The organism is Halomonas sp. MS1 (assembly GCF_024182575.1).
Lineage (GTDB): Bacteria > Pseudomonadota > Gammaproteobacteria > Pseudomonadales > Halomonadaceae > Vreelandella.
The window spans coordinates 4,062,916-4,089,405 of record NZ_CP098926.1; the positions used below are offsets into that span (position 1 = coordinate 4,062,916).

The window sequence follows — 26,490 nt, forward strand, 5'->3', positions numbered from 1 at the left end:
CTCAAAGGGATTGCATCTTCGCATAGAGTAACTTCAGTTCATGGCTTTCCATAATGAAAAGCCTCAGTCAAAGGAGCTCCACCACCACTTCTTCCTAGCCAACCGTGATCAGACGATGATGATTAATGGAATAACCGAAGAAACAGCAGCAACCATTGATAGACCTCCTATACTGTGTATACCCACTGACGAAATACCAATCAAAGGGCCGCTGTGAAGATTGGGGATAGTCGCCAGCTTGGTCGTCCTCCTCAACTACCCGCCCGGCGGCCTCTTGTATGCGTCCCTACCCCGGGCATACCTCAAGGTGTTCGTCATGAGCCAGCCTTCGCAAACCGTAATAGAGAAATTTAAGGCCAATTTCTCGGGAAGCGTGATTCTTCCAGAAGATATTCAATACCAAGAAGCGCGTGAGATATGGAATGCCATGATTGATCGCAGGCCCTCCATGATTGCTTGCTGCACTTCATCTGACGATGTTGCCCAGTCTCTTAACTTCGTACGCCGACACGATCTGCCTTTCTCCGTACGCGGTGGTGGCCACAATATTGCGGGCAGTTCTGTCTGCGACAACGGCGTGATGATTGATCTCTCGCTAATGAAGAAAGTTGACATAGATCCAGAACTCCACCTTGCGTATGTCGAGCCAGGCTGCACACTCGCGGACTTCGATGTCTCTGCCCAAGCATATGGTCTTGCTACCCCATTGGGCATCAACTCCACCACAGGTATAGCCGGTCTGACCTTAGGAGGGGGATTCGGTTGGCTCAGTCGAAAATACGGTATGACCATCGACAATCTACTCGGCGTGGACGTAATTACAGCCGATGGTCGACAGTTGCACGCCAGTGAATCGGAAAACGCCGACCTTTTTTGGGGGATTCGCGGTGGAGGGAGTAACTTCGGCATCGTGACCCGTTTCAAATATCAGTTGCATCCAGTAGGTCCGAATGTGCTCTCCGGCCTTATCGTCTATCCCTTCAACGAAGCAAAATCGGTCATCACACAGTTCGCTCGCTTCACGGAAACGATGCCAGACGAACTCAACGTGTGGATGGTGACGCGCAAAGCGCCTCCCTTACCCTTTCTGCCCGAGGCTGTCCATGGAAAAGAGATAGTCGCTCTTGCCATTTGCTATGCAGGCGATCCCGTAGAAGGCGAGAAATACATTGAGCCGCTTAGAAAATTTGGTACCGCATACGGCGAGCATATTGGGGTGCAACCGTATATTGACTGGCAGCAAACGTTCGACCCACTATTAACGCCAGGGGCACGAAACTACTGGAAGTCTCATAATTTCTCGACGCTCGGAGAAGGGTCTATCGATGCGATCATCGAATACGCTGAGGTCTTACCGTCTTCACAGTGCGAGATTTTCATTGCCACGATAGGCGGTCAAACAGGCCGAGTACCACCCGAAGCGATGGCCTACTCGAACCGTGATGCTAACTATGTGATGAACGTGCATGCCCGTTGGGAGACGGCCGCCGAGGACGAACGCTGCATTAACTGGGCACGAGAATTCTTCACCCGGTCACAGCCTTTTGCCAGTGGAGGCGCCTACGTTAACTTTCTGACCGCGGATGAAACCGACCGTACTGCCTTTGCCTATGGTGCCAACTACGAGCGGCTGGTGGCGCTCAAGAAGAAGTTCGACCCAACAAACCTTTTCCGTATCAATCAGAATATCCCCCCGGCCTGAATGTCGTTTGAGTGATGAAGCCCTGCTCTTGATCCTTTCTGAGCAAAAGCTCGTATCAGCAAGCGCCCTTTAAGCTAAATCCGGTTTTAACTCACTCCGATCAGTAATCCTCTAATACTGACTTCTCAGTGCCGCCTTCCACCTGTGGTGCTTTGAAGGCGGCAGCGAGAAAGTCAAATCGCACAGATCGATTGCGTTACCCGACATACTGCTCCGTAGAGATTACCGTGCCATAAGCGAATGCTAAGGCTGACATTATCGTTGCGTGAACCTGTGACGCCGGTACCGTCACTCCATCAAATTCAAGATCCAGCGTAGCGCAGGCATCGTGGATAATCGTTGTCTTATAGCCGAAGTCCGAAGCTGCACGACTGGTTGCATCGATGCACATATGGCTCATGGCACCGATAATGACGACCTCCTCAATATTTTTCTGATCCAACAACTCTTTCAAACCGGTCTCACGAAACGAGTTCGGAAAATTCTTAACGACTACTGTTTCCTGCTCCAGTGGCGCAACCATGGAATGAATGGCGACCTCTGGCGTACCGGGGGTAAAGAAAGGGATCTCTGGATCCGCAGATTCATGCTGAAAATAGACGACGAGATCTTTTGCCGACCGCGCATGCTCAATGACCTTGGCGGCATTCGCCGCTGCCTCCTCAATCCCCTGCAGCAACAGCTTGCCGCCGGGGAAATATTCGTTCTGGATATCGACGACAATGATTGCGCGCTTACTCATGGGGTTATTCCTTTTTCAGTAGTGGTTGCCAGTGTGTTGGTGCTTGGGGAATGAAGGCAGCAAGCCAACGTGCCAGCGTTAAGACGTTGATAAAAAGACACAGGCCGCCATCAAAGGCGACCCATGGCATTAAAAGGAGATGACTTCGCCATCAGCGGGGATAGAGACGTGATCCTGGATCCCAACTTCTTGCACGTAATCAGACAGCTCGTCACGGCTTAACGTCATATGGTTCACGGCGTCCATATGCACCGCGATGATCGCCGCATTAGGGGCTGCCTGATGCATACGCAACGTATCTTGCTTACCCATGATGATTGGGTCACCTTCGAAGCCAGTGACCTCTGCGGCGCCGGCATTCACGATAATCACCTCGGGGTTATAACGCGCCAGCGTCTGCTCAACCTCGTCGCGCCAGATGGTGTCGCCCACCAGGTACGTGGTTTTTTGCTCAGGGGCTTCGAAGACCACGCCCATCACGTCACCGAGGGTTTCCGCCAATTCAGGCACAGCGTAGAGCGTATCAGAGCCATGCTGACCGCCCGTTTTATGCAGTGTCACTCCACCAAATTCCACTTCTCCGTCCAAAATACGCACATCGCTGAAACCCTGAGAGCGAATAAGCTCAGCATCGGCAGCATTCTGTGCAAACAAGGGCATGTCCTTCGGCAGCAGCTCCTGGGCAGCATCGTCCCAGTGGTCGAGGTGTGTGTGAGTAACGATGATGGCGTCGACGCCGTCGATTATCTCCTCAACGGGCATGGGCAGCCCCACCAGCGGGTTACGCAACTCGCTACGATAGGTATTTTCGAAGCCTGGATAAACACCCTGCTCGGCCAGCATCGGGTCCACCAAAAAGGTGGTGTCCCCATAGGTAATTTTCACCGTTGCATTGCGAATCTGCTGCACCTGCTGCGTTGTCCCCTGAGTGTTTGAATCCGCAAAGGCGTTACCGGCAATGAGTCCTGTGGCGAGGACAAGAGAACTGGATAAGGTTTTGATAGGCATCTAACGACTTCCTTCAATACGTTGCTGGATTGATAGCAAGCAGTGTAGAGAGAGGCGGCTGACAAAAAAATTGGCCTGGAAGTCAGTGTTCGAAAGTTTTGGGCCAGCATGGTACGGTTACGTTGAGAACAGCATAGGAGTTACCCATGTCCTTACCCCGTGTAGGTTTAATTCTCCATCCCCGTATCACGCCTTTTCATTTCTCGGTGCCCTACACGGTGTTCGGCATGGCTTTCCCCGATCGCTCACTCTTCGACCTGACCATCGTCGCAGCTTGGGAAGATTCGCTAGAGAGCGATGAGGTGATGACAATAAAGCCCAATGGCGGCTTAACGCTCTTGAATGACGTGGATATAGCCGTGGTCCCTGGCTGGCATGACCTGGATGAACCGCCACCGCCTGAGCTGACAGAGGCGCTCGTCCGCTGCCATGAACGGGGCGCTCATGTGGTGGGTCTTTGTTACGGCACGTATGCGCTGGCGTACGCTGGACTGCTCGACGGCAGGCGGGCGTCAACTCACTGGGTCGCCGAGCAGGATTTCAGTGACCGCTTCCCCAAGGTCAAGCTGGATACCAATGCGCTTTATGTGGAGGAGGATCGTCTAGTGACGTCCGCAGGCACGGCGGCAGGCCTGGATTGCTGCTTGTTCTTGGTGCGCGAGTATTACGGCGCGAAGATTGCCAACAAGATTGCCCGTATCATGGTGGTTCCCCCACACCGCGAAGGTGGACAGGCACAGTTCATTGAGCAACCCGTTGCCATCTCCACTCAAGACGCCCATATCAATCGCTTATTGGACTATTTGAGAGAAAACCTAGCAGGCTCGCATCGCATCGATGAGCTAGCCGCTCGAACCTCCATGAGCAGACGCACCTTCACGCGCCACTTTCAAAAAGCAACCGGAATGACGGTGGTAGAGTGGCTTGTCAACGAGCGGTTACGACGCGGGCGCGAGTTACTGGAAACCACCTCCCTGTCGGTGGAAGCGATTGCGGAACGAGTTGGCTTTCATACGGCAACGTCTTTCCGTCAACACTTTAGGCAGCATCATCAAGTCAGCCCACGCGACTGGCGTAAAACTTTTGGCGGCAACGCCAAGTAGGTAGAGTTTTTCCTTACACCAATATGGGTTCTTTTTAGCGTCTAAAAATGGGTATTCTCTACTAGATAGTCGATTAATAAGCGGCAATGGCGTCGAACACGATGATCGCCAGTAAAAACCACACTGATGTCTTGCTTAGGTAAACGCCAATCTGGAAATAGTTCGACGAACTCTCCGCTTTGTAGCTGCTCTTTAATAATCCACTCAGGAAGAATCGCAACACCTAAATCAGATTGAACCATGGACCTGATTGCGATGGAGGAGTTGGCGCTAAACTTTGCTGAAAACTTTAGTTGAAAGGTCTGTTTATCACCACTATGTAGCGTCCACTGGTTGGGCGTTTTGAGGTTACTGTTAGCAACCCACGGCGCTGTTTTTAAATCCTCTAATGAGGATAAAGGGTTTTGTGCTATCCAATTGGCGGAGCACACTATCATAGTAGAGAAGCTGCCAAGCTTACGACTCTTTAGGGCTGAATCATCGAGCGTTCCTAGCCTTACGGCAAGATCAATTTTCTCATTCAATAATTTATTGAGTGATGAGTCAGCATGAAAGCTGATATTGAGCTCTGGATGAACATGACAAAACTCACCAATCAGCGGAATAAGAAATGCTTCGCCAAATTCGACGGTAGACGAGACCCTTAAGTGTCCGGTTAAGGAGTGATGCTTTTCAACAACATTGTCTAATGATGAGTGAATATCAGAGAAGATATTTTTAAAATCGTTATAAAGTAACTCTCCCGCCTCGGTCATAATGAATCCGCGTGAGTTACGAATAAGCAATGGTACATTGAGCGAGTCTTCCAACGATTTTATATGGATACTAACCATGGCTTTACTAACAAACAATTGATTGGCTGCTTTAGTAAAAGAGCCACTATCCACCACAGCAATAAACGTATGAATACGTTTAATGTCATTAAACATCATCGTTTACCCTGATTTAACTCAGCGTTTATTTTAAACAGCTAACAACCTCAAGTCAAATACTTTAAAATTCTCGTAATTAGATTTACACCAGGATCACCAATGGCTTATCGTTATCGTATCGCGCTTATTTTCTTGCTCGGATTTTTTATTGATTGTATTAATATTTTTATGTCAGCGATTGCCCTTCCGGATATTGCTCAAGAGTTATCAATTTCAGAGTCGAGCGTGACTTGGATTGCCAATAGCTACATTTTAGGATTAACGCTGATTATTCCGATTAGTAATTGGTTAGCGAGCAAGTTTGGTGCGAGACAAACGATGACCGTGTCGATGCTAGTATTCTCGCTCGGCGCACTGTGTTCAGGTATGACGAATGAATTTTACTCGCTCGTCTTTTTTCGCTTCCTTCAAGGCGTGGGAGGAGGTTTACTGATACCAGTAGGTCAGGCGCTGGCTTTTAATTTATTTAAAAACAAAGAAAGAACCAAAATATCAACACTCATTATGAGTATTGCATTAATTGCTCCGACTATTTCACCCAGTATCGGCGGTATCATTGTTGATTATTCATCTTGGCGCTGGGTCTTTCTCAGCAACATTCCTTTTAGTTTATTGGCCGCTATATTGTCTGCTTATTGGATTCGCTCTGAAACCAAAAAAGCGCTTACACCAGATATGAAAGGACTCCTGCTTGTTAGCACTTCACTCGCAACATTACTCATCGGACTTTCTATTTATGCAAATGCGAGTTCGAAACTACTGCCAATATTGTTTCTCATCGCAGGATTGGGGGTCAGCGTTCTCTATTTACACCATTATCGTAAAACCACGCATGCCATTCTTGATTTGAGTGTATTTAAAAATACACATATGCGTTTTTCTGTATTGGTGTATTTAGCGGTGCCGGGCGTCTTCACAGGAGTAAACTTACTGAATATCTTCTTTCTTCAAGAGGTATTAGGCTGGTCTGCTCAAAAAACGGGGATGTTGATGGTGCTTTACGGGGCTGGCTCATTAGTTGCGATTACCGTAGGTGGTAGACTCTATAATCGCATTGGCGCTCGCTCACTATTTTTGTTTGGTATGTTGGCACATTCTGCCGGTATTGCTGTGCTATTTTTTGTTGGCCACCATTCCAACATTCCGTTACTTATTATTGCGTATTTATTGATGGGCTTAGGAGGCGGTGTGAGCGCCAATACGGCACAAACTACCGCGATGATGGATTTTGACGAAGCAACATTAATCAAGGCCAGCGCAGTTTGGAACCTCAACCGTCAGATGTCTTTTAGCCTTGGCGCCGCTTTTTTCACTCTTTTGTTCAATGTACTGCAGCACTACGCCAATGATATGTCGGCGTATCAACTGACATTCCTGCTCGCTGCTTTTATTGGCGTCACCCCTTTACTCATCATAAAACAACTTAATCGTAAGCCAAACGAGGATATATCATCATGCTACCCGAAAAAGAGTTAATCGCCGTTGCCCATCGTAGTGTTCTAGATCTGCACGTGTGGATTCAAGATGTATTCACAGGGAGCGCCGAGCAAGATGCTTCGTTAGAGAAGCTTATCAATAGCTTTTGTCCATCTTTTACCATGGTTACAACATCAGGTAACGTAGTGGGCCAATCTCAAGTGGTTGCATTGTTTCGCAAGAATAAAGGTACACGCCCCTCACTTTCAATCCTCATTGAACAATATGAAACATTACTCGTCAACGCAGACAGCGTTGTCCTGCGTTATCGCGAAACCCACCAAGAAGCCGAGACAAGTTCGTCTCGTTATTCCGTGGTTATCCTTGATATAAAAGATAGCAAGCCTCTATGGCGATACCTGCAGGAAACAGCCGACGTCACCCCTGATTGAGTAGCGCTACGCTTTAGAGTTCGGTCCTATGGGCAAGGAGTTCAGTGGGAGCGCCATGTTGTCATGGGCGCATCTGCATGGTGTAGCTCTATTTTAAATCGAACCTGGTAACCCCAACCAGAACGCGTACATCGAATCGTTCAATGGGCGCTTTCGAGATGAATGTTTAAATGAGCATTGGTTCACCAGTCTTCATCATGCTCAGTTTTCAAATCCTATATAGGCCTAACGCCATAGTTAAGCCGACCCGCGAAGCGGGTTCAGCTTGAATGAATTGCTAGACCATCGCGCGAGAAAGTGCACGATTCTTAGCGAACTCCACTAAGCTGACTAAGTCTGAGCCTGTGTTGCTGGCGGGATTGACGACACAAAGCCAGCCATGGGCACCATAGACAGGATGCGGAAAGAATGAGTCACGAGCCGTGAAGTCGCAATTGGAGCTATGCGTCGAGAAATCTTTTGGTGAGAAACCGAAAATTTCTACAAATTTTTCTTTGCCAAGGTCAATATTAACTCTGAAGCCATTGTCGCGATTTAAATTAGAGTCCTCATCGAAACCCGGATAGTCCTTTGTAATGATCGTCATGAAGGGCATTTTCTTGGGGCTTCCATCCGATCCAATCGCGTAGATGAAAGTGTCACCAATTGCCACTTCTGGCACGCTGTCCGCTGCATCGGCTACTTGAACGCAGATACGGGCGTCGTTAGTAAGAAGCGCTCTTATTTTTGCTTGGTTCACTCACAATCCTCTTTGTTTCTAGCAGGTACGGGAATGTAACAGCTGTGGTCTATTAAACAATTTCAGATTCTGGGGAGCATCTAGCTTTCAATCCGAAGATCCCCCTCCGTCTTCTATTTGTGCCCCACTTTGACGATCTCATCCAGTGCAGGAATCAACTCATGGTCAAATTCGGTCAGTTCGTAACTTAAGGCGATACTGATGTAATGCCTACCTTCAGCCGACCGCTTGGAGCGAATAAAACTTAGCCGTCAGCGGAGTTTTTCTACAGGCTCAACGCCCGCAATCATGCGCTTGTCGCGTGCATTGCTTTGTTAAGTGGCTTTCGGATGAACGCACGGTAACTGGACGTAGAATCACCACTCATAGTGCTTGCGCTCACAACCTCATCGTGAAAGCAGGAAAAACCAACGAATACGTCGCGTAGTTCTGCTGGGCTACTGTACCGCATCGGTATACCGAGACCGGAAATAAAGCCCTTACTTTTTACGGAACAGAACTCCGACATATGAACGATGCCACCAGGCTTCAGCACGCGGTTTATCTCCGCAGACACTCTATCTCGCTCATCAAGTGAAGGAATGCACGTAAAAACCGCGCAAATGACGACGACATCAAATGCATTTTCGCCGAACGGAAGATCAATCCCATCAAAATGTAGGAGAGGCACCCCAGGAAACGCCTTCCTTCCGCGCTCGATCATGGCGAAGGAAGGATCAACGCCCGTTACATCAATGTATCCGCACTCAGTAAGTTCGTTGGAAATCCGTCCGTATCCACAGCCAAAATCGAGCACTTTGGCTTTTCGGCTGATCATGCCTAGAAATCGCGCTAGGTCAATTTCAAGATTAAAGTCGACGTCACTCGCCACCTTATCCCAACTGCGTTGGAGCATCGAATTCCCCACTTAACATAGATAACCGTGCCTGCCACATAACACTGCTGAACCTGTAGGTCACTTTCAGCCGGAATGTTCGCTCTGGTCGTTATCTGTCATCTCGCCATCAGAATAGCTTGAGCCTCTGCACTCGGCCAGGAGCGAATTTTTAGGCGGTTGAACTTCCCCTAACTATAACAACACGTAGCGCCGCGCTTTGCGGAAATTTGCCCGATAGCAGCACCTTGTTAGCAATGAACAATAGCAGTTGGCCTTTTGCTCTTGGCAGCTTCATCTAGCGCTTCTAATAAAATTTCTATGAGATCACGACCTGTAGACGTCACAAAATAGTTGGCCAGTGACGTGATGTCCTGTGAAATGTCAGAGCCCCACGGCGGTTGCTTTGAAAGATCTTCGATATCCCAAACCACCTGCTCTGGAGAGAATGCGGACAACTCCTCTTTAACCTGCTTTAACTCGGCTAGAGCATTTTCAGCGAACACCGCTTCAAGTCCACCTTGATAGAGGTTAGTGAGAAGAAGAGGGAAACGACTTCCCCATCCCTTTTCGAGGTTAAAGCTTACAGTGCTGAAAAAGGCATGAAAAAAGTCCGGGGTGCCAATTTCATCTGTAATGCTCCCAACCTTAATGCCTACAGCCATACCTGATCCTCAGTATTGATAACGTCGCGTTAAATAGCGAACAACGCCACCGCTAAACTTAACCCATTGTGCCGTAAATACTAAATTCAATTCAAACTATAAATACCATGCGTTGGAAATGTGCCTAAGCGCCTTGCTATATGTGTATTATTGGTTGCACTCACTGCACAAGAAATAACATATACACACTTACTGGAACAAGCTCTAACAGCCAACCCACTACAGTAAAAACAACACCCAAGTAATTTGTATAACTACTTAAAAACTGAGAGATTAGCTTAACGCTGATAATCGATGAAAATAGAAAACCTAATACAACTAACGCCAGGGCAACATCTATTAGAGGATGATCAACACTCTCTCCATAAACAAATATATAGGTACCAACAGTACCAGAAAAGGAAATCACTGGAATTAGATATAAGATTAAAAACTTCGTAGCTGCACCCATATACCCTCTTAGCTGAATAGTCGTTTGTCACATAACACCGCGCCAAGTGGTGAACAACGCCTATCACCAAATCTAAGCCATTGCATCCTAACCACTAAACCTGATTTTGAATTCAAATCGCCAAGCATTTTGAATCCGCCTCAACCACCTTATTATGCAGCTTTCTAATACGGTAACTCATCAGCTTCAATACCAACATGATCGGGAGCTAAATATTGAGGAAACTTGACTGCTCGGACTGTATCGTGACCAAGTAAAACTGCTTTACACACTCTGTGCATACCGTCCATTACCCTTCCTTTATGGCACAGAATAATTGGGTATGATAAATCAGTTTTTTGGATGAGTTTCGTATGCTCTATAATATTTCTACACGTTGGTTTTGCACCACCTAGCTCAAACCAAAATTCTTCGTCCAACTCACTGATGTCAGCTAGAGATATTTCGGTAACTGGCAAATCTTTAGCCAGTTCAATTAGCCGAAAAACGTCCCACGATAGCAGCCCTTCATCTGAGTTTCGAAAATGATACTGTTGTCTCATAATTCTTCTTGGTTGCATAACGCCGCGTTCAGTAGTGAGCAACGCTCACCATCAACTTAAACGATTACACCGTAAACACTACACCCCACGCGGAGACAAAATGCCAAGCGTTGGGAGCCCCTCTTAAACGCTTTGTTACGCATTTACAGGCCACCGCACAGGTCTAAGTAATTTCCCGTCGAGAACGATGACTTTTCCGATGAGAGCCAATAAATAGCTTCTGCCACCTCCTCTGGCTCACCGCCGCGTTGTAGAGGAATAATGCTCTTTAACCTCTCAACCCTTTCAGGCTCCCCGCCGTCAGCGTGCATATCGGTATAAATCAACCCCGGGCGGACACAATTTACCCTAATGCCCTCAGAGGCAACTTCTAGTGACAAGCCTTTTGTTAGCGTATCAATTGCCCCTTTTGAAGCAGCATAATCAATATACTCATTTGGCGAGCCAGAGCGAGATGCTCCCGATGAAACATTGACAATGACGCCTCCGCTGCCACCATGACGAGTAGACATGCGTTTAACTGCCTCTCGGCAGCAAAGAAAATAGCTAGTCACATTGTTGGTCAAAATTGTATTGATTCTTTCGGCCGTCAGATCCTCAAGACGAGACTGTTTACGCAAAATTCCCGCATTGTTCACGAGCACAGATAAAGAGCCTAGCTCGTCGTCAATTAGCTCAAACAGTCTCAATACATCACCTTCAACGGAGACATCAGCTTGAACTGTAATACAACGACCACCCGCAGCCTTAATATCATGAGCTAAAGCTTCAGCCGAAGCAGAATTGGACTTGTAATTAATGCAAACAGCATAACCCTTTGACGCAAATAATTTGGAAGTAGCAGCGCCAATACCTCGACCACCACCTGTTATTAAAACTACTTTTGAATCATTCATAAATCATCCTTGATTCGTAAAACTGGAGTAATGCATAACATCGCCAACACGCGCAGCTTTGTAGTGTAGGCGAAGCCGCAACGGATAAGCTGTCGCTGTGATTGATCTGGTTATGCATTTTAGCTTGTTGCATAGAACTCCACCACTTTCTGCCAGCAACGCTTTATTTCCTTGATGATGGAAGCATCTCCATGTATAGCGTTGGGGCGAACTGAAGCAGGCAAGTTTTGAAGAAGCCAAGAATCTGGCCAGCCGTCCCAAATACCGGCAACGCTTCGTAGGTTACTTTCCAATACTGGGTAGACCTCGTACCAAAGGATGCTCTCAACTTCAGGCAAGGAAAATTCGCTCTCTGAAATTGTACGGGCAATATACCTGAACGTTACATCATCTATTTCTGTGTCAAGAAACAGGTCAGATAAAGCTCGCCATACTTTAAGCCGTTGTTCGCTACTCAATTATCGCTACCCTCCCTACTGATGCTTAACAGTGATTATACATCCCGCTACATAACCTTAATGAACCCGGCAGCGTGCTAATTCAGGTTATACCGCCTTTCATTTACGACATAGCTCAATGAAATCAAAGAAAATAAAGTATAAGTAGGCTGCATAACACTGCTGAACCAGCATGGCATCTTGACTCGATAAGCCTCTCAAGGCCGTAAAACCGACATCATAGGCACCATTTCAAACGTGTTCCCCTCTTTCTTTATAACGCGGCCCAATCACCCTAACAAAATATTTATCAGATAATCCTTAGCCTCGTCATTAGTCATTAGCCGCGCATTGCAGTTTTCTGCCATGCCTAGAGTCTATTGGCTGATGACACACCTTTCCGCTGCTATCACTTATACAAAAAAGCCGATGCAGTGAACTAGGTTAGCTAGGTCAGCTGCATCGGCGCGATACGGACTGCTTTAATACGGGGATCTTTCGGAGACTATGAAGTCGCTGGTCACTTCACCTTCATTTCCTAGTGCTGAACACGGTAAGCTTGGCGACAACACCGCTGTTAATGGCTAAAAATCAACGATGACTTCCCATTGGATACTTGGCCCTGGGGCCATTGGTCGCCTGTTGGCGCATTCGCTTTCCCCCTTCACTGACACCACTTTGATTGGCCGACGTGCGCTGCCTGAACAACAACACCTGACCACCCCTGAAGGTGAAGAGCGAACTCAGCGGCTGGCGAGCGCTACGGTTGCGGAACTAGCCTCTCATCCGCTTCCCGCGCCTGGGTTTGTACATATCACCACCAAAGCCATGGCCGCCGAGGCGGCACTTGCCAGTATTGCCGATGTGGTTGCGCCCACTACCCCACTGGTGCTGTGGCAGAACGGCTTTTTGGCACAACCGCGTATTACACAAACATGGCCTGGGCCAGTGCTGTGCGCGACCACAACTCAGGGTGCTTATCTCACTGGGGATGATGGTGTGGTTCACGCGGGGCGCGGGCCTACGTTTATTGGTGATTTAGATAATCAGCACGCGGGATTGGCGGAGGCGTTAGCGGCGCTATTGAGTGAGGCAGGCTTTACCGCAACGGCGGTGAGCGATATACGCCAACGCTTGTGGCAAAAATTGGCGGTGAATGCGGCGATCAACCCATTGGTGGCGCTCAATGGCGTGCGCAATGGAGAGCTGCGCGGTGACGCTTATGCAGGCCGTTTGGAAGTGGTGGTCAAAGAGGTCGCGGCGATTTTAAAGCAGGAAAACATTGCACCACCGAATGGTGGCGAAGGCGAAGACGCGTGGTTGGCGCTTGTGTGGCAGGTGGTGGAGAACACCGCTAACAATAAGGCCTCGATGTTGCAGGATGTTGAGGCCAAGCGTCCCACCGAGCGCGGGGCGATTTTAGGGCCGTTGATTGATAGCGCCGAGCGCCATGGTTTGCCGTGTGAGGCGTTGAAGGAGCTTGATAGCGAATTGGCTAAATTGGAGGCGGAGTTTTAGGGAACATTTAGTGGCTGAATCATCGCGCGCTAAAGCGCCCTCCCACAATATTAAATTGCCCTTATTTACTGTGCTGTCAGGGCTGTGCTGTTCCACTTACAACCGCTGCGCCGGGCTGCCATTGCGGGTGCGCTTCGCTTACCACGCACTACAAACCCCGTATGCTCCTTCGCATAAATGCACGATAAAGCCTGTGTATTTAGCCGTTTAGCAAATTGTAGCGTGCTAGAGCGCCCTCCCGTCATCAGGGAAGGCTGCTTTTTACATCAGGTTACAGGAATCATCACTACGTTCTGAAAGGCGAGGCGTTCTGCAATCTGTTGGTACCAGCGCTCCAGATTGGGGCGCCGCTGCCAGGTTAACCCAATGTTCCAAAGGTTATAGATAAATGGCGCTAGGGCGATGTCGCCGAGGCCAAATTCATCGCCGGAAAACCAGGGTTGGCTTTGGTTTGCCAGCGCGTTATCTAGCAGTTCGAATGACCTTTCACAGGCTAGCATTCCGGCATCAATAGCGTCGTTATCGCGCTCTTCTGGCGGTGTCCTTACGAATCCCTGCAAAATAACGCGGTGCCTGGGCGAAAGCGTATTGTTCGCCCAGTCCATCCATTTCTCTGCCTGGGCACGCTTGGCGGGGTCATCTATCCATAAGTTACCTTGGCCATACTGCGCAGCCAGGTAGCGGACAATGGTGTTGGATTCCCATAACACGCTATCGGTAGCGTCGTCTTTGAGTAGCGGCACTAGCCCATTGGGGTTCATGGCCAAGTACGCCGGGGTATTGTTGACCCCGTGCTGCATTCCTGCCGGAATTTGCTCAAACGTCAATCCGAGCTCTTCAAGTACCCAGCGTACTTTTTTGACGTTAGTCGAGTTATTGCGGCCCCAAAGCGTAATCATGGCAGTCCTTTTATCTGAGCATACATCTGAGAATAGCGAAGAGAATGAGTTTGCCCGCCCTTGAAGCCAGTGACAAGGGGCGGCTTATGCCGCCCGCTCACAGGTGCCTAGTGTTGCTCGTTCCGCGCAAAACTCGTTACACCACCCCTTGCTCCTCACTATTTTCCATTCACGCCTTACTCTCACTCCTTATCTTGATAAAACTGCAGCAGGCTGGAGAAATCGAGCTTGCCGTTGCCGCCGGCTTTATGCAGGGTGAATAACGAGCGTGCGGCAGAGCCCATGGGCACCGGTGAGGCGCTTTGCTGGCTAACATCCATGGCGAGACCCAGATCTTTAATCATCAGGTCTACCTGGAAGCCGCCTTGATAGCCCTTCGAAGCAGGGGCATTTTCCATCACACCGGGGTACGGGTTGTAAACGTTTAGCGCCCAGTTCCCCCCCGAGCTTTGTTTCATGATTTCGGAAAGCACCGCTGGATCCAGGCCATTTTTTACGCCCATATTGATCGCTTCGCAGGTGCCCGCCATCAGAATGGAAAGCAGCATGTTGTTGCACACTTTGGCCACCTGGCCTGCACCGTGGTCGCCGGCGTGGAAGATATTCTTACCCATCACTTCTAGTACAGGCTTGGCCTGCTCAAATTGTGCCGCGCTACCGCCCACAATAAAGCTCAACGTGCCGGCCTGCGCTCCGCCTACCCCGCCAGATACCGGCGCGTCGACAAAGCCAACGCCTTTCTCAGCGCCAGCGGCAGCGACGCTGCGGGCGGTATCCGCATCAATGGTCGAGCAGTCAATCACCAGAGCGCTCTTTTTGATCACATCAAACAGCGGCTCGTCGCCATCCACATACAGCCCACGCACGTGCTTGCCTGCGGGCAGCATGGAAATAATAAAATCTGCGTCGGTGGCCGCTGCTTTTGCAGAGACTGCTACTTCACAGCCTTGGGATTTAGCCGTTTCCAAGGCTTGTTCAGAAAGGTCGAACGCGCGAACGTTAAAGCCCCCTTTCGCCAAGTTGGCCGCCATGGGGCCGCCCATATTGCCTAAACCGATAAACGCGACAGTAGTCATCTTTATTGTCCTTATTCGAAAATTGACGGTGAATTGGGTTGGGAAATGGTTTGAAGAAATAGCTTAGTGAAGATCCGCCAGAGGGCTCGTTTGCCACGGCGAAACCAGCAACTCATCGATAAAGGTTTGTTCGACGGACGCGACATCTGGGTATTTCCAGGCAGGCGTGCCGTCTTTATCGACCAACAGCGCACGCACGCCTTCGGGAAATTCCTGATGGCGGCAACACTGCACTGAAAGCGCCAGCTCAAACTGGAACACCTCAGCCAACGACATGTGCTTGGCGCGCTTTAGCTGCTCATCAATCAGCTTCACTGATACGGGGCTGCCGTGGGAAAGCGTTTTCTGCGCTTTGCTGAACCATTTGTCATCACTGCGAACCGCCAGCACGGCATCCACGGTTTGCTCAACCGTATCGTGATCCATTAGCTCACGAATCAGTGCGGCAGATTTTTGAACCGGCGATTCCAGCTCGGCAAATACCTCTTGAGAGGCTTGTTCAAATTCGCGCAGCACGCGATTGACGACACCATGGGCGTCAGTTTGCTTTCCTTCACCCCAGGTGGCATCCATCAGTTTTTGAGCCAGGTCTGCGCGGTAATGGCTAGCAATCGCACGATCGGCAAGGCCGAGATGAACGGCATCTGGCGCGTTAATTTGACTGCCGGTCATGGCTAAAAAGCGTCCGGTACCATTTGGCAGACGGTTTAAAAACCAGCTAGCGCCAACGTCCGGATAAAGGCCAATCGTCACTTCTGGCATCGCCAGCCGAGAAGTTTCCGTCACGATTCGGTGGCTGCTACCGCTAAGCAGCCCCATTCCCCCACCCATCACAATACCGCTGCCCCAGCAAATGACCGGCTTGGGATAGGTGTGGAGCAGGTAATCCAGGCGGTACTCATGTTCAAAGAAGCGCTCAGGAAAATCTGGCTCGCCGTCACCTTTAATCGCTTTATACAGATTGACGACATCGCCGCCTGCGCAAAACGCTTTTTCACCAGCGCTATCAAGCAGAACAGCAACAACTCGCTCATCGGTTTGCCACGCTTTCAAGCGCGGCAGAATCTCTTCAATCATCTCTAACGTCAGGGCGTTCAGCGAACGCTCGGCGTTAAGCGTGATCTCGCCAATAACATGGCCATCTTGGGTGGCGTGTTCAGCAAACAGTACGCTACTCATTCCATTGTCCTTGTGGTTGGCTACAGCTCAGAGGCACCATCAGAGAGCACGCGACGGGAAATAATCAGCCGCATGATTTCGTTAGTTCCTTCCAAAATACGGTGTACACGAGAATCACGCACATAGCGCTCCATCGGATACTCTTTAATGTAGCCGTTGCCACCATAGAGCTGAAGCGCCTCATCACACACCTTGAAGCCGACATCAGTCGCAAAGCGCTTAGCCATGGCGCAATAGGTAGTGGCATCGGGGTGGCCAGCATCCAATTTTGTGGCTGCCATACGCACTAGCTGGCGAGCCGCGACAAGCTCAGTAACCATATCCGCCATACGGAACTGAAGCGCCTGGAAGTCTGCCAAACGCTTGCCAAACTGCTTACGCTCCAGCATATATTCACGGGCTTTGTTGATCGCCTGCTGGGCGGTGCCGATTGAGCAGGTGGCGATGTTGATACGACCGCCATCCAAGCCTTTCATGGCAATTTTAAAGCCGTCACCTTCGTTGCCTAACAGGTGGTTGGCGGGAACGCGCACATCTTCAAAGGTAATCATGCGGGTTGGCTGACTGTTCCAGCCCATTTTGTCTTCTTTACGGCCGTAACTAATGCCGCTTGCTTTCGCATCAACCGCAAAGGCAGAAACGCCGCTGGGGCCTTCACCGCCGGTACGCGCCATCACCACCAAAAAGTCGGTGCTGCCGGCGCCAGAGATAAACATCTTGCTACCGTTGAGTACGTAGTCATCGCCATCCCGCTTGGCGGTGGTTTTAAGCGAGGCCGCATCAGAGCCTGCATTGGGTTCAGTTAAGCAGTAAGACCCCAGCAACTCGCCGGTGGCCAATTTTTCGCCCCACTGCGCCACTGCTTCAGAGGTACCGAAGTCTGCCAGCATCCACGTCACCATGTTATGAATGGTGAGATAAGCGGTGGTTGAGGTGCAGCCCATGGAAAGCTGTTCAAAAATAATGCTGGCATCCAGGCGGGAAAGACCCAGCCCGCCCACACGTTCTGGCGCGTAAAGTGAACAAAAACCTAACTCTCCCGCTTTGCGGATAACATCGACAGGAAAAAAGGCTTCGGCATCCCACTGCGCAGCGTGGGGCTCTAACTCGTTCTGGGCGAATGCCCGGGCCATATCGGCAAAGGCGACCTGGTCTTCACTTAACTCAAAATTCATGGCGAATCTCCGCAGCATGCTTAACTGAACAGCCTGTGAGCAGGCTGGGCAGCTTGGCGTTTGCTATTATCTTTATTAGCCGTTGGCGTTATTGGCAATTGTCTTTACTGGCAACGTTGACGTTTACGTTAACTTATATTCTTACTCTGACAGGTGCAACCGGCTTAGCTCACTACCTTTGGCGTAGAGACGTGATTTGGGCAGAAAAAAGGGTGCCCTAGGGCACCCAATCATCGGACAGAAACGGTTATTTGAAGTTTTTGCGATACATTTTGGTGAGTTCACCCACGATGCCGCTGCGGAAGCTAAGTACGCAGACAACAAAGATAACCCCCAGAATGACGCTTACCCAGTTACCCAACGGCGACTGTGCCAAAATGTGCTGCAGACTAACCACAATGCCCGCGCCCATAAGGGGGCCAAGCAGTGTGCCTACCCCGCCCAGCAGCGTCATTAGGATAACTTCACCCGACATGTGCCAGTGTGCATCGGTTAACGACGCCAGTTGAAACACGACGGTTTTGGTAGACCCTGCCAACCCGGCCAGCGCCGCAGAAAGTACAAACGCCAGCAGCTTATAAGCATCAACGTTGTAGCCCAGCGAAATAGCACGCGGCTCATTTTCACGAATCGCTTTAAGCACCTGCCCAAAGGGGGAATGCACGGTGCGTTGGATCAGCGCAAAACCAAATATGAAGATGGCAAAAACGAAGTAATACATCGCTAAGTTGCTGCTTAGACTGATCACACCAAACAAGTCACCGCGTGGCACGCCGTGCAGACCATCCTCACCACCGGTAAACGATGACTGAACAAAGACGAAAAACATCAGCTGAGCAAGCGCCAACGTCACCATGGCAAAGTAAATGCCCTGACGCCGGATCGAAAGCACCCCGAACAGCAGCCCTAACAGGGTTGCCATAAAGGTGCCTGCAATAATCCCCATCTCTGGCGTTAGCCCTGGATAGCTTGCCAACAAGTAGCCGGTAACATAACCACCGGTGGCTAAAAAGGCCGCGTGCCCGAACGAGAGCAATCCCGCATAGCCCAGCAACAAATTAAATGCGCAGGCAAAAAGCGCGAAGCAAAGAATTTTCATTAGAAAAACGGGATAGGCCAAAAAAGGAGCGACTAACCCGATGGCCAAGAGCGCTATATAAAACATGTTACGGCGCATTTTGGCCCGCCTCTGCCGTTCTTGTACGGCTGATGGCGCATTGAGTGCTTGAGAGTCTGCCATGGTTATGCCTCCTTACCGAACAGCCCAGCGGGGCGTAACATGAGCACCAATATCATCACCAGGAAGATCACGGTATTGGAGGCTTCGGGGTAATACACTTTGGTTAAGCCTTCGATGATCCCCATACCCAGGCCAGTAAGAATCGCACCCAGAATAGATCCCATTCCACCAATGACGACCACCGCGAACACGACAATCAGCAAGCTTGACCCCATGGTCGGTGATACAGGATATAGCGGCGCTGCCAACACCCCCGCAAAAGCGGCTAGCGCTACGCCAAAGCCATAAGTAAGCGTAATCAATAGCGGCACGTTTACCCCAAACGCCTGCATCAGTTGGGAGTTTTCAGTACCTGCACGCAGATAAGCCCCCAGTCGGGTGCGCTCAATCATAAACCAGGTAAATAGACACATGGCCAGTGCCGCTACCAGCACCCAGGCACGGTAGGTAGGCAGGAACATGAAGCCTAGATTCAGGCCGCCTTGCAGTGCTTCAGGCGTCGCGTACCGCGCACCCGAAACGCCAAAGAAATTTACCAGCGTGCCTTCAAAAATTAGTGCTAACCCGAAGGTGAGCAGCAGTCCATAAAGATGGTCTAAATGGGCAATGCGACGCAGTAAAAAGCGCTCCATTAACATGCCGAAACCACCCACCACCAGCGGCACCAGAAACAGCGCCAGCCAATAGTTGATGCCTAAATAGCGAAAGCCTAGCAGTGCGGCGAAGGCTCCCAGCATGTATTGCGCCCCATGGGCAAAGTTGACGATCTTCAGTAGGCCGAAGATGACCGCCAGGCCCAAGCTAAGCAGTGCGTAAAAGGCTCCATTCACAAGCCCAAGCGTTAGCTGGCCCATGAAAACGGCTAATGGCACGCCGAATATCATCGTCATTGTATGACTCTCCTCGCCGTCAAGCGGTTGGTGGCAAGTTGCCACCAACCAGTTCTAACGTCACTTGCGGTTGTTATTCGACTTAGTTTTGAACCAGTTTGCACTGGCTATCAGAGAGCGGACGGTAGGCTTCATCGGCAGGAATAGTGCTGAGGATTTCATACAGATCCCACTCACCGGTAGACTCTTCCGGTGTTTTCACTTGGGCAAGGTACATGTCATGAATCATGCGGCCATCTTCACGAATAGAGCCGTTACGCGCAAAGAAGTCTTCAATGGGCATATCAGCCATCTGGGCGCGTACAACTTCAGGGTCGTCGGTTCCCGCGGCTTCTACGGCTTTCAGGTAGTGCATGGTGCTTGAGTAGATACCCGCCTGAACCATAGTGGGCATACGGCCAACTTCTTCAAAATAACGACCTGACCAAGCGCGCGCCTCTTCATCCATGTTCCAGTACCAGCCAGTGGTTAGCAGCAGCCCTTGGGTGGACTCCAGGCCTAGCGCGTGGACATCGTTGAGGAAAATCAATAGGCCTGCGAGCTGCTGGCCGCTCTGCGTGAGACCGAACTGACTAGCCGTGGTGATCGCGTTCACGGTGTCAGCACCAGCGTTAGCCAAACCTACAATCTTCGCGCCAGACCCTTGGGCCTGAAGGATGTACGAGGAGAAGTCGCTTGTCGGGAACGGGTGACGCACGCCGCCAACAATCTCGCCGCCATTGGCTTCAACTACGTTGGTCACATCAGCTTCCAGCGCATGGCCGAACGCATAATCAGCGGTTAACAAGAACCAGCTGTCGCCGCCCTGCTCTACGACTGCTTTTGCAGTACCGTTCGCCAGCGGGTAAGTATCGTAAACCCAGTGAATGTGGTTGGGCGTGCAGTGTTCATTGGTAATGCTTGACGCCGCAGAACCCGACACAATGCCCAGGCCATTGTTTTCTTCAAGCACTTTAGTGACGGCGATAGACACCGAGGACGCCACTAGGCCGCCCACCATGTCGACGTTACGCTGATCGATCCACTCACGCACTGTGTTAGCACCGACGTCAGCACTGTTACGATCATCAGCACTAAAAATTACAATGGGTGAGCCGTTAACACTGCCACCAAAATCAGCAATCGCCATTTCCATGGCTGTTTCGCCGCCTGGGCCAGCTAAGTCACGATAAGTCCCTGACATATCAGCCAAATAACCAATGCGTACCTCATTATCGCTAATTTCGGCGTGAGCGGTTGAGACTGCCATAGTAGAAGCGGCGGCAACGGCGATGCTGGCGGTCAGCGTTTTTTTCATAAAGGTCATGTTCGTCTCCTGGCCCTTGAGGCCTTTGTTGTTGTGTTACGACGTACGAATGAAATGCTTATAGAGCGTTTAGTGTTGTAGTGCACCTACTGCGAAGCTGATGCTGCGTTTATGATCTAGATTGGCGTTATACCCCCAGCATGGTGTTGAGATGGTCTCGACGTGACGGAAGCTGCTCAGCGCTAATCTCTTCAACAATCTGACCGTGATCCATTACAAAATGACGATCTGCCAGCGGCGCTGCAAAACGGAAGTTCTGCTCCACCAGAACAATGGTCATACCGCGCTCTTTCAGTTGAATAAGCACTTCGCCAAGTTTTTGCACAATAACGGGGGCTAAGCCTTCGGTAATTTCATCGAGCAGTAAAAGCCGCGCACCGGTGCGTAGAATGCGTGCCATAGCAAGCATCTGCTGCTCACCGCCAGACAGCCGCGTCCCCTGGCTTCTGCGGCGCTCGTAAAGGTTAGGAAACATGCCATAGATTTCATCTAGGCTCATTCCGCCAGAGCGAACCGTGGGCGGAAGCAATAAATTTTCGTGCACATCCAGGCTGGCAAAAATACCGCGCTCTTCGGGGCAGTAACCAATACCAAGCCTTGGAATATGGTGCGCCTTCATATTCAGCGTTTCGTTGCCATTAATCACAATCGAGCCGGTGCGACGCCCGACCATATTCATAATGGACTTCAGGGTAGTACTACGTCCCGCGCCGTTGCGACCCAGCAGGGTAACCAACTCCCCACGCTTAACATCGAAGTTCACGCCGTGAAGTATGTGTGATTCACCATAGAAAGCGTGCAAGTCTTGCACTCTCAGCATTTCTAGCGATTGGGAATCGGCTAGTTCATTGGTTTCATAGGCCTCAGCGGTATTCATACGGCGGCCTCCTCTTCAGCAGCTTCACTGCCCATATATGCCTCGCGCACTAATGGATTGCGGGAAACCTCTGCATAATTACCTTCGGCCAACACCGCGCCGCGGGCTAATACCGTAATACGGTCACAAAGCCTGCTAACCACGCTCAAGTTGTGCTCCACCATTAAGACGGTGCGCCCTTTTGAGACACGCTTAATCAGCTCGACGATACGATCAACGTCCTCTGCCCCCATCCCCTGAGTCGGCTCATCCAACAGCATCATCTTAGGGTCAAGCGCCAGCGTGGTGGCAACTTCCAGGGCGCGCTTACGCCCGTAAGGCATTTCGACCGTTAGTGTGTCGGCGTACTCACGCAGGCCAACCTCATCAAGCAGCTCTAACGCACGCTCATTAAGGTGATCTAGCGACTTTTCTGATTTCCAGAAGTGAAACGATGTGCCTAATTGACGCTGTAGCGCTACTCGAACGTTTTCCAGCGCTGTCATGTGCGCAAACACCGCTGAAATTTGAAATGAACGCACGAGACCCAGCTGTGCGATCTCATTGGATTTCTTGCTGGTAATGGGCTTACCGCGATAAAGGATTTCTCCACGTGTAGGCGGCAAAAACTTGGTTAGCAAGTTAAAAACGGTGGTCTTTCCAGCACCGTTGGGGCCAATCAGGGCGTGAATGTGCCCTTCTTGAACCTGAAGATTAACGTCATCCACGGCGGTAAAACCGCGGAATTCTTTGGTCAGCCCTCGTGTCTCGAGCACTGGCCCATTAAGAACATCGTCTTCACGCATGGAGTGGTAAGCCTCTTTTTGTTCTTGTGTTCGGGTGTTCTTGTATCCGGGTGTTGGGTGCTGACGTTTCACCAACCGCTTCATCAAGCAAAACTCGTTAGCCGGCAACACACCCTTACCTGAACGTAAGGTGTAGGTGCAAACTAGCAATCACTTGAGGGGTATTACAATTACAACTTTGGTCTACGCTTCTTTAACGTTTCTTCACGATAATAATTAAAATAGTTATTTTTCAACCAATTAACCAATAATCAAGGAAATCACACAAGCGCAACTACTGCTTTACGTTAACGTAAACTTGTTTTAGCCTCATGGTCAGTGTTCCATAGGGACATCCCCCTATCGACGAGAACAATGATCATGAGCAAAACCTACACGATCAGTGAACTGGCCAGCGAGTTCGACGTTACCACTCGAAGTATTCGCTTTTATGAAGATCAGGAGTTACTCCACCCTGCTCGCCGTGGCCAAACACGCATCTACAGCAGCAAAGATCGCGTGCGCCTGAAATTAACGCTACGCGGTAAACGGCTCGGTTTTTCCTTAGCAGAAATTCGCGAACTCTTTGAGCTGTGGGATGAGACCCGCAGCGGCAGCGAAAAGCAGTTGCATCTAATGCTAAGCAAAATCAGCGAGCGTAAATCGGCTCTAGAACAACAAATGAAAGACATCACGATGGTGCAGCTGGAACTTGAAAGCGCTGAAATTCGCTGCCGCCAGGCTCTTGAAGAACTCAATGAAAAACCTTCTTTAACGACGAAAAGCCCCCATTAACAATGACAAGGTGATTGACCATGTTTTCACACTATTCAGAACTCAATTTCGGCCTCGACGATGAACTGAACATGCTGCGCGAGCAGGTCAATGCCTTTGCCGCTAGCGAAATTGCCCCACGCGCCGCTGAAATCGACCGCAACAACGAATTCCCAAATGACCTGTGGAAGAAGTTTGGCGACATGGGGCTGTTGGGGATTACCGTATCTGAAGAGGATGGCGGTAGTGGTATGGGCTATCTTGCCCACTGTATTGCAATGGAAGAAATTTCCCGGGCAAGTGCCTCCGTCGCCCTCTCCTATGGCGCGCACTCGAACCTGTGTGTCAATCAGCTTAAGATCAACGCCAGCGCTGCACAAAAAGAGAAATACCTGCCCAAGCTGATCAGCGGCGACCACGTAGGTGCACTGGCAATGTCAGAACCAGGTGCGGGGTCTGACGTCGTGTCAATGCAGCTGCGAGCCAAGTTAGAGGGTGATCATTACATCCTTAACGGTAACAAAATGTGGATCACCAACGGTCCTGACGCCGACGTATTAGTGGTGTACGCCAAAACCGACCCGGAAGCAGGCTCTAAAGGTATTACAGCGTTCATTATTGAAAAAGGCATGCCTGGCTTCACTACGGCACAGAAGCTCGACAAGCTGGGTATGCGCGGCTCTAACACCTGCGAACTGGTTTTCCAGGACTGCAAAGTACCGGTTGAAAACGTACTGGGCGAGGTCGGTAAAGGGGTTCGTGTTCTCATGAGCGGTTTGGATTATGAGCGCACCGTACTGGCTGCTGGCCCTATCGGCATTATGCAGGCCGCTATGGATGTGGTGATGCCCTATATCCACGAGCGCAAGCAGTTCAACCAGTCCATTGGCGAGTTCCAGTTGGTGCAAGGCAAAGTTGCGGATATGTACACCACGCTGAACGCTTGTCGCGCTTACTTATACGCCGTTGCCGGAGCCTGCGACCGCGGCCAGACCTCGCGCAAAGACGCAGCGGGCGTGATTCTTTACTGCGCAGAGAAAGCCACCCAAGTTGCCCTAGATGCCATTCAGCTGCTCGGCGGCAACGGCTATATCAACGAGTACCCCACCGGTCGCCTTCTGCGCGATGCCAAACTGTATGAAATTGGCGCGGGCACCAGCGAAATTCGCCGGATGCTGATTGGCCGCGAACTCTTCACCGAAACAAAGTAAGGGCCGCGCCATGAGCACACTCTCTACACAGATCAATCCCCGCAGCGATGTCTTTCAAAGCAACGCAGCATCCATGTTGGGGGAAGTTTCCAAGCTACGAGAATTGACCGCTGCCGTCGCCCAAGGCGGAGGCCCTAAGGCGCGTGAACGCCACGAGAGCCGCGGCAAGCTATTTGTGCGTGATCGTATCGATCACTTAATTGACGAAGGCTCGCCATTTTTAGAGTTTTCCGCCCTGGCAGCCCATCACGTTTACGATAGCGACGTGCCTGCGGCAGGCGTGGTAACGGGCATTGGCCGGGTATCTGGCGTTGAGTGCGTGATTGTGGCCAACGATGCCACAGTAAAAGGTGGCACTTATTTCCCGCTAACGGTGAAAAAACACCTGCGCGCCCAAGAAATCGCCCGCAAGCACCGTCTACCGTGCATCTATTTAGTCGATTCCGGCGGCGCATTCTTACCCCGCCAGGATGAAGTGTTCCCCGATCGCGATCACTTCGGGCGCATTTTCTATAACCAAGCCACGATGTCGGCAGAGGGCATCCCGCAAATAGCGGTGGTCATGGGCTCCTGCACGGCTGGCGGTGCTTATGTACCCGCCATGGCGGATGAATCAATCATCGTTAAAGAACAGGGCACGATTTTCCTGGGCGGCCCACCGTTAGTGAAGGCGGCCACGGGCGAAAGCATTAGTGCAGAAGACCTGGGCGGTGCCGATGTGCACGCCAAAATCAGCGGCGTAGCCGATCATTACGCTGAAAATGATGCCCACGCCCTGCAGTTAGCGCGCGCTTGTGTGTGCCGTTTAAATTGGCAAAAGCGCGGAAAATTAGCCATGCAAGCGCCCCAACCTCCCAAACTCGACCCCAGCGAACTTTACGGCATTGTTGGCACCGACCTTAAAAAGCCTTACGACGTTCGAGAAGTGATTGGTCGCATTGTCGATAGCTCTGACTTTGACGAATTCAAGCGCTACTACGGCGACACTTTGGTAACCGGCTTTGCACATATCCACGGCTATCCGGTTGGCATTGTGGCCAACAACGGCGTGCTGTTTTCAGAGAGCGCGGTAAAAGGTGCGCACTTTATCGAGCTTTGCGCTCAGCGCAAGATTCCGCTGGTGTTCCTGCAAAACATTACTGGCTTCATGGTCGGCTCTAAGTACGAGCATGAAGGCATCGCTAAGCACGGTGCGAAGCTAGTGACTGCCGTCGCATGCGCCAAAGTACCCAAGTTCACCGTTTTGATTGGCGGCAGTTTTGGCGCAGGTAACTACGGAATGTGTGGTCGCGCCTATGACCCCAACCTGCTGTTCATGTGGCCCAATGCGCGTATTTCGGTAATGGGCGGCGAGCAGGCGGCAGGCGTGCTCTCGCAGGTGAAACGTGAGCAGTATGAGCGCGATGGCCGCGAGTGGACCAAAGAGGAAGAAGAGGCCTTTAAACAGCCCACTCGCGACCAGTATGAGCACCAGGGTCACCCCTATTATGCTAGCGCCCGCCTATGGGATGACGGCGTCATTGATCCACTTCAAACCCGCGACGTATTAGGGCTTTCACTAGCCGCTGCAATGAATGCTGACGTCGAAGAGACACGCTTCGGCGTGTTCCGGATGTAAGGGC

At 50.6% G+C, this 26,490-nt stretch carries 27 protein-coding genes and 1 pseudogene; 9 read left to right on the forward strand and 19 right to left on the reverse strand.

Going from position 1 to position 26,490, the window contains the following annotated elements; translation table 11 throughout:
* Positions 1 to 316 precede the first annotated feature (316 nt).
* On the forward strand, positions 317 to 1,702 hold the full coding sequence (locus NF683_RS18825) for an FAD-binding oxidoreductase (protein ID WP_253920712.1): 1,386 nt from the start codon (positions 317 to 319) through the stop codon (positions 1,700 to 1,702).
* A gap of 196 nt (positions 1,703 to 1,898) precedes the next feature.
* Here NF683_RS18825 and NF683_RS18830 read toward each other — a convergent pair whose 3' ends face one another.
* Both NF683_RS18830 and NF683_RS18835 read right to left on the reverse strand, forming a co-directional pair.
* Entirely contained in the window at positions 1,899 to 2,444 is a 546-nt protein-coding gene (locus NF683_RS18830; protein ID WP_193060463.1) for a cysteine hydrolase family protein, read from the reverse strand.
* 129 nt (positions 2,445 to 2,573) lie between these two features.
* Positions 2,574 to 3,452, reverse strand: coding sequence for an MBL fold metallo-hydrolase (locus NF683_RS18835; RefSeq protein WP_253920713.1), 879 nt, complete (start codon positions 3,450 to 3,452; stop codon positions 2,574 to 2,576).
* A gap of 146 nt (positions 3,453 to 3,598) precedes the next feature.
* Here NF683_RS18835 and NF683_RS18840 point away from each other — a divergent pair, with 146 nt between their 5' ends.
* Positions 3,599 to 4,555, forward strand: a complete 957-nt coding sequence (locus tag NF683_RS18840; RefSeq protein WP_253920714.1) for a GlxA family transcriptional regulator — start codon at positions 3,599 to 3,601, stop codon at positions 4,553 to 4,555.
* Positions 4,556 to 4,596: 41 nt separating this feature from the next.
* Here the strand turns inward: NF683_RS18840 and NF683_RS18845 are convergent, their stop codons facing one another.
* Complete coding sequence (locus tag NF683_RS18845; protein WP_253920715.1) at positions 4,597 to 5,487, reverse strand: LysR family transcriptional regulator; 891 nt, start codon at positions 5,485 to 5,487, stop codon at positions 4,597 to 4,599.
* A gap of 99 nt (positions 5,488 to 5,586) precedes the next feature.
* Between NF683_RS18845 and NF683_RS18850 the strand changes: the two genes are divergently transcribed.
* The 3 genes and pseudogenes from NF683_RS18850 to NF683_RS18860 form a co-directional block, all read left to right on the forward strand.
* Positions 5,587 to 6,963: an MFS transporter gene (locus NF683_RS18850; RefSeq protein ID WP_253920716.1), complete on the forward strand. Its 1,377-nt coding sequence runs from the start codon at positions 5,587 to 5,589 to the stop codon at positions 6,961 to 6,963.
* The gene (locus tag NF683_RS18855) at positions 6,942 to 7,355 is read left to right on the forward strand and encodes a hypothetical protein (RefSeq protein ID WP_253920717.1); all 414 of its coding nucleotides are present in this window, start codon (positions 6,942 to 6,944) and stop codon (positions 7,353 to 7,355) included. The genes NF683_RS18850 and NF683_RS18855 overlap by 22 nt, the downstream gene beginning before the upstream one ends.
* A 31-nt stretch (positions 7,356 to 7,386) precedes the next feature.
* Positions 7,387 to 7,560, forward strand: a pseudogene (locus NF683_RS18860) (integrase core domain-containing protein); the annotation flags it as partial.
* Positions 7,561 to 7,632: 72 nt separating this feature from the next.
* Here the strand turns inward: NF683_RS18860 and NF683_RS18865 are convergent.
* The 7 genes from NF683_RS18865 to NF683_RS18895 form a co-directional block, all read right to left on the reverse strand.
* On the reverse strand, positions 7,633 to 8,094 hold the full coding sequence (locus tag NF683_RS18865; RefSeq protein ID WP_253920718.1) for a DUF6194 family protein: 462 nt from the start codon (positions 8,092 to 8,094) through the stop codon (positions 7,633 to 7,635).
* 286 nt (positions 8,095 to 8,380) lie between these two features.
* Positions 8,381 to 8,989 carry a class I SAM-dependent methyltransferase gene (locus NF683_RS18870; RefSeq protein ID WP_253920719.1) on the reverse strand — a complete coding sequence of 203 codons (609 nt, stop codon included), beginning with the start codon at positions 8,987 to 8,989 and terminating at the stop codon, positions 8,381 to 8,383.
* 230 nt (positions 8,990 to 9,219) lie between these two features.
* Positions 9,220 to 9,633: an immunity 70 family protein gene (locus NF683_RS18875; protein ID WP_253920720.1), complete on the reverse strand. Its 414-nt coding sequence runs from the start codon at positions 9,631 to 9,633 to the stop codon at positions 9,220 to 9,222.
* Between the two features lie 160 nt (positions 9,634 to 9,793).
* Positions 9,794 to 10,084: a hypothetical protein gene (locus NF683_RS18880; protein WP_253920721.1), complete on the reverse strand. Its 291-nt coding sequence runs from the start codon at positions 10,082 to 10,084 to the stop codon at positions 9,794 to 9,796.
* Between the two features lie 164 nt (positions 10,085 to 10,248).
* Positions 10,249 to 10,626, reverse strand: a complete 378-nt coding sequence (locus NF683_RS18885) for a hypothetical protein (RefSeq protein WP_253920722.1) — start codon at positions 10,624 to 10,626, stop codon at positions 10,249 to 10,251.
* A 143-nt stretch (positions 10,627 to 10,769) separates the two neighbouring features.
* On the reverse strand, positions 10,770 to 11,522 hold the full coding sequence (locus NF683_RS18890; RefSeq protein WP_253920723.1) for an SDR family oxidoreductase: 753 nt from the start codon (positions 11,520 to 11,522) through the stop codon (positions 10,770 to 10,772).
* 119 nt (positions 11,523 to 11,641) lie between these two features.
* Positions 11,642 to 11,980 carry a DUF7079 family protein gene (locus NF683_RS18895; RefSeq protein ID WP_253920724.1) on the reverse strand — a complete coding sequence of 113 codons (339 nt, stop codon included), beginning with the start codon at positions 11,978 to 11,980 and terminating at the stop codon, positions 11,642 to 11,644.
* 576 nt (positions 11,981 to 12,556) lie between these two features.
* Here NF683_RS18895 and NF683_RS18900 point away from each other — a divergent pair.
* Positions 12,557 to 13,477 (forward strand): ketopantoate reductase family protein, encoded by a 921-nt coding sequence (locus NF683_RS18900; protein ID WP_253920725.1) that lies wholly within the window; start codon positions 12,557 to 12,559, stop codon positions 13,475 to 13,477.
* Between the two features lie 266 nt (positions 13,478 to 13,743).
* On the opposite strand, the gene NF683_RS18905 is transcribed toward NF683_RS18900, so the two are convergent.
* The 9 genes from NF683_RS18905 to NF683_RS18945 all read right to left on the reverse strand — a co-directional run bounded on the left by NF683_RS18905 (position 13,744) and on the right by NF683_RS18945 (position 22,904).
* Positions 13,744 to 14,376 carry a glutathione S-transferase family protein gene (locus NF683_RS18905; protein WP_253920726.1) on the reverse strand — a complete coding sequence of 211 codons (633 nt, stop codon included), beginning with the start codon at positions 14,374 to 14,376 and terminating at the stop codon, positions 13,744 to 13,746.
* Positions 14,377 to 14,558: 182 nt separating this feature from the next.
* The gene (gene mmsB / locus NF683_RS18910; RefSeq protein ID WP_275050942.1) at positions 14,559 to 15,467 is read right to left on the reverse strand and encodes a 3-hydroxyisobutyrate dehydrogenase; all 909 of its coding nucleotides are present in this window, start codon (positions 15,465 to 15,467) and stop codon (positions 14,559 to 14,561) included.
* A gap of 48 nt (positions 15,468 to 15,515) precedes the next feature.
* Positions 15,516 to 16,631 carry an enoyl-CoA hydratase/isomerase family protein gene (locus tag NF683_RS18915; protein ID WP_253920728.1) on the reverse strand — a complete coding sequence of 372 codons (1,116 nt, stop codon included), beginning with the start codon at positions 16,629 to 16,631 and terminating at the stop codon, positions 15,516 to 15,518.
* Between the two features lie 20 nt (positions 16,632 to 16,651).
* The gene (locus NF683_RS18920; protein WP_253920729.1) at positions 16,652 to 17,806 is read right to left on the reverse strand and encodes an acyl-CoA dehydrogenase family protein; all 1,155 of its coding nucleotides are present in this window, start codon (positions 17,804 to 17,806) and stop codon (positions 16,652 to 16,654) included.
* Positions 17,807 to 18,053: 247 nt separating this feature from the next.
* Positions 18,054 to 19,046 (reverse strand): branched-chain amino acid ABC transporter permease, encoded by a 993-nt coding sequence (locus NF683_RS18925; protein ID WP_253920730.1) that lies wholly within the window; start codon positions 19,044 to 19,046, stop codon positions 18,054 to 18,056.
* A 2-nt stretch (positions 19,047 to 19,048) separates the two neighbouring features.
* The gene (locus NF683_RS18930; protein ID WP_038485114.1) at positions 19,049 to 19,936 is read right to left on the reverse strand and encodes a branched-chain amino acid ABC transporter permease; all 888 of its coding nucleotides are present in this window, start codon (positions 19,934 to 19,936) and stop codon (positions 19,049 to 19,051) included.
* An 82-nt stretch (positions 19,937 to 20,018) separates the two neighbouring features.
* The gene (locus NF683_RS18935; protein ID WP_253920731.1) at positions 20,019 to 21,242 is read right to left on the reverse strand and encodes an ABC transporter substrate-binding protein; all 1,224 of its coding nucleotides are present in this window, start codon (positions 21,240 to 21,242) and stop codon (positions 20,019 to 20,021) included.
* A 127-nt stretch (positions 21,243 to 21,369) separates the two neighbouring features.
* Entirely contained in the window at positions 21,370 to 22,119 is a 750-nt protein-coding gene (locus NF683_RS18940) for an ABC transporter ATP-binding protein (RefSeq protein WP_253920732.1), read from the reverse strand.
* On the reverse strand, positions 22,116 to 22,904 hold the full coding sequence (locus NF683_RS18945; RefSeq protein ID WP_089037877.1) for an ABC transporter ATP-binding protein: 789 nt from the start codon (positions 22,902 to 22,904) through the stop codon (positions 22,116 to 22,118). Before NF683_RS18945 ends, NF683_RS18940 begins: the two co-directional genes overlap by 4 nt.
* Positions 22,905 to 23,264: 360 nt before the next feature.
* Here NF683_RS18945 and NF683_RS18950 point away from each other — a divergent pair, with 360 nt between their 5' ends.
* From NF683_RS18950 to NF683_RS18960, 3 genes are read left to right on the forward strand one after another with little or no spacing between them, the layout of a single operon-like run.
* Positions 23,265 to 23,678: a MerR family transcriptional regulator gene (locus tag NF683_RS18950; protein WP_089040839.1), complete on the forward strand. Its 414-nt coding sequence runs from the start codon at positions 23,265 to 23,267 to the stop codon at positions 23,676 to 23,678.
* A 20-nt stretch (positions 23,679 to 23,698) separates the two neighbouring features.
* Positions 23,699 to 24,868 carry an isovaleryl-CoA dehydrogenase gene (locus NF683_RS18955; protein ID WP_089037876.1) on the forward strand — a complete coding sequence of 390 codons (1,170 nt, stop codon included), beginning with the start codon at positions 23,699 to 23,701 and terminating at the stop codon, positions 24,866 to 24,868.
* Between the two features lie 10 nt (positions 24,869 to 24,878).
* On the forward strand, positions 24,879 to 26,486 hold the full coding sequence (locus NF683_RS18960) for a carboxyl transferase domain-containing protein (RefSeq protein WP_253920733.1): 1,608 nt from the start codon (positions 24,879 to 24,881) through the stop codon (positions 26,484 to 26,486).
* Positions 26,487 to 26,490: the final 4 nt, after the last annotated feature.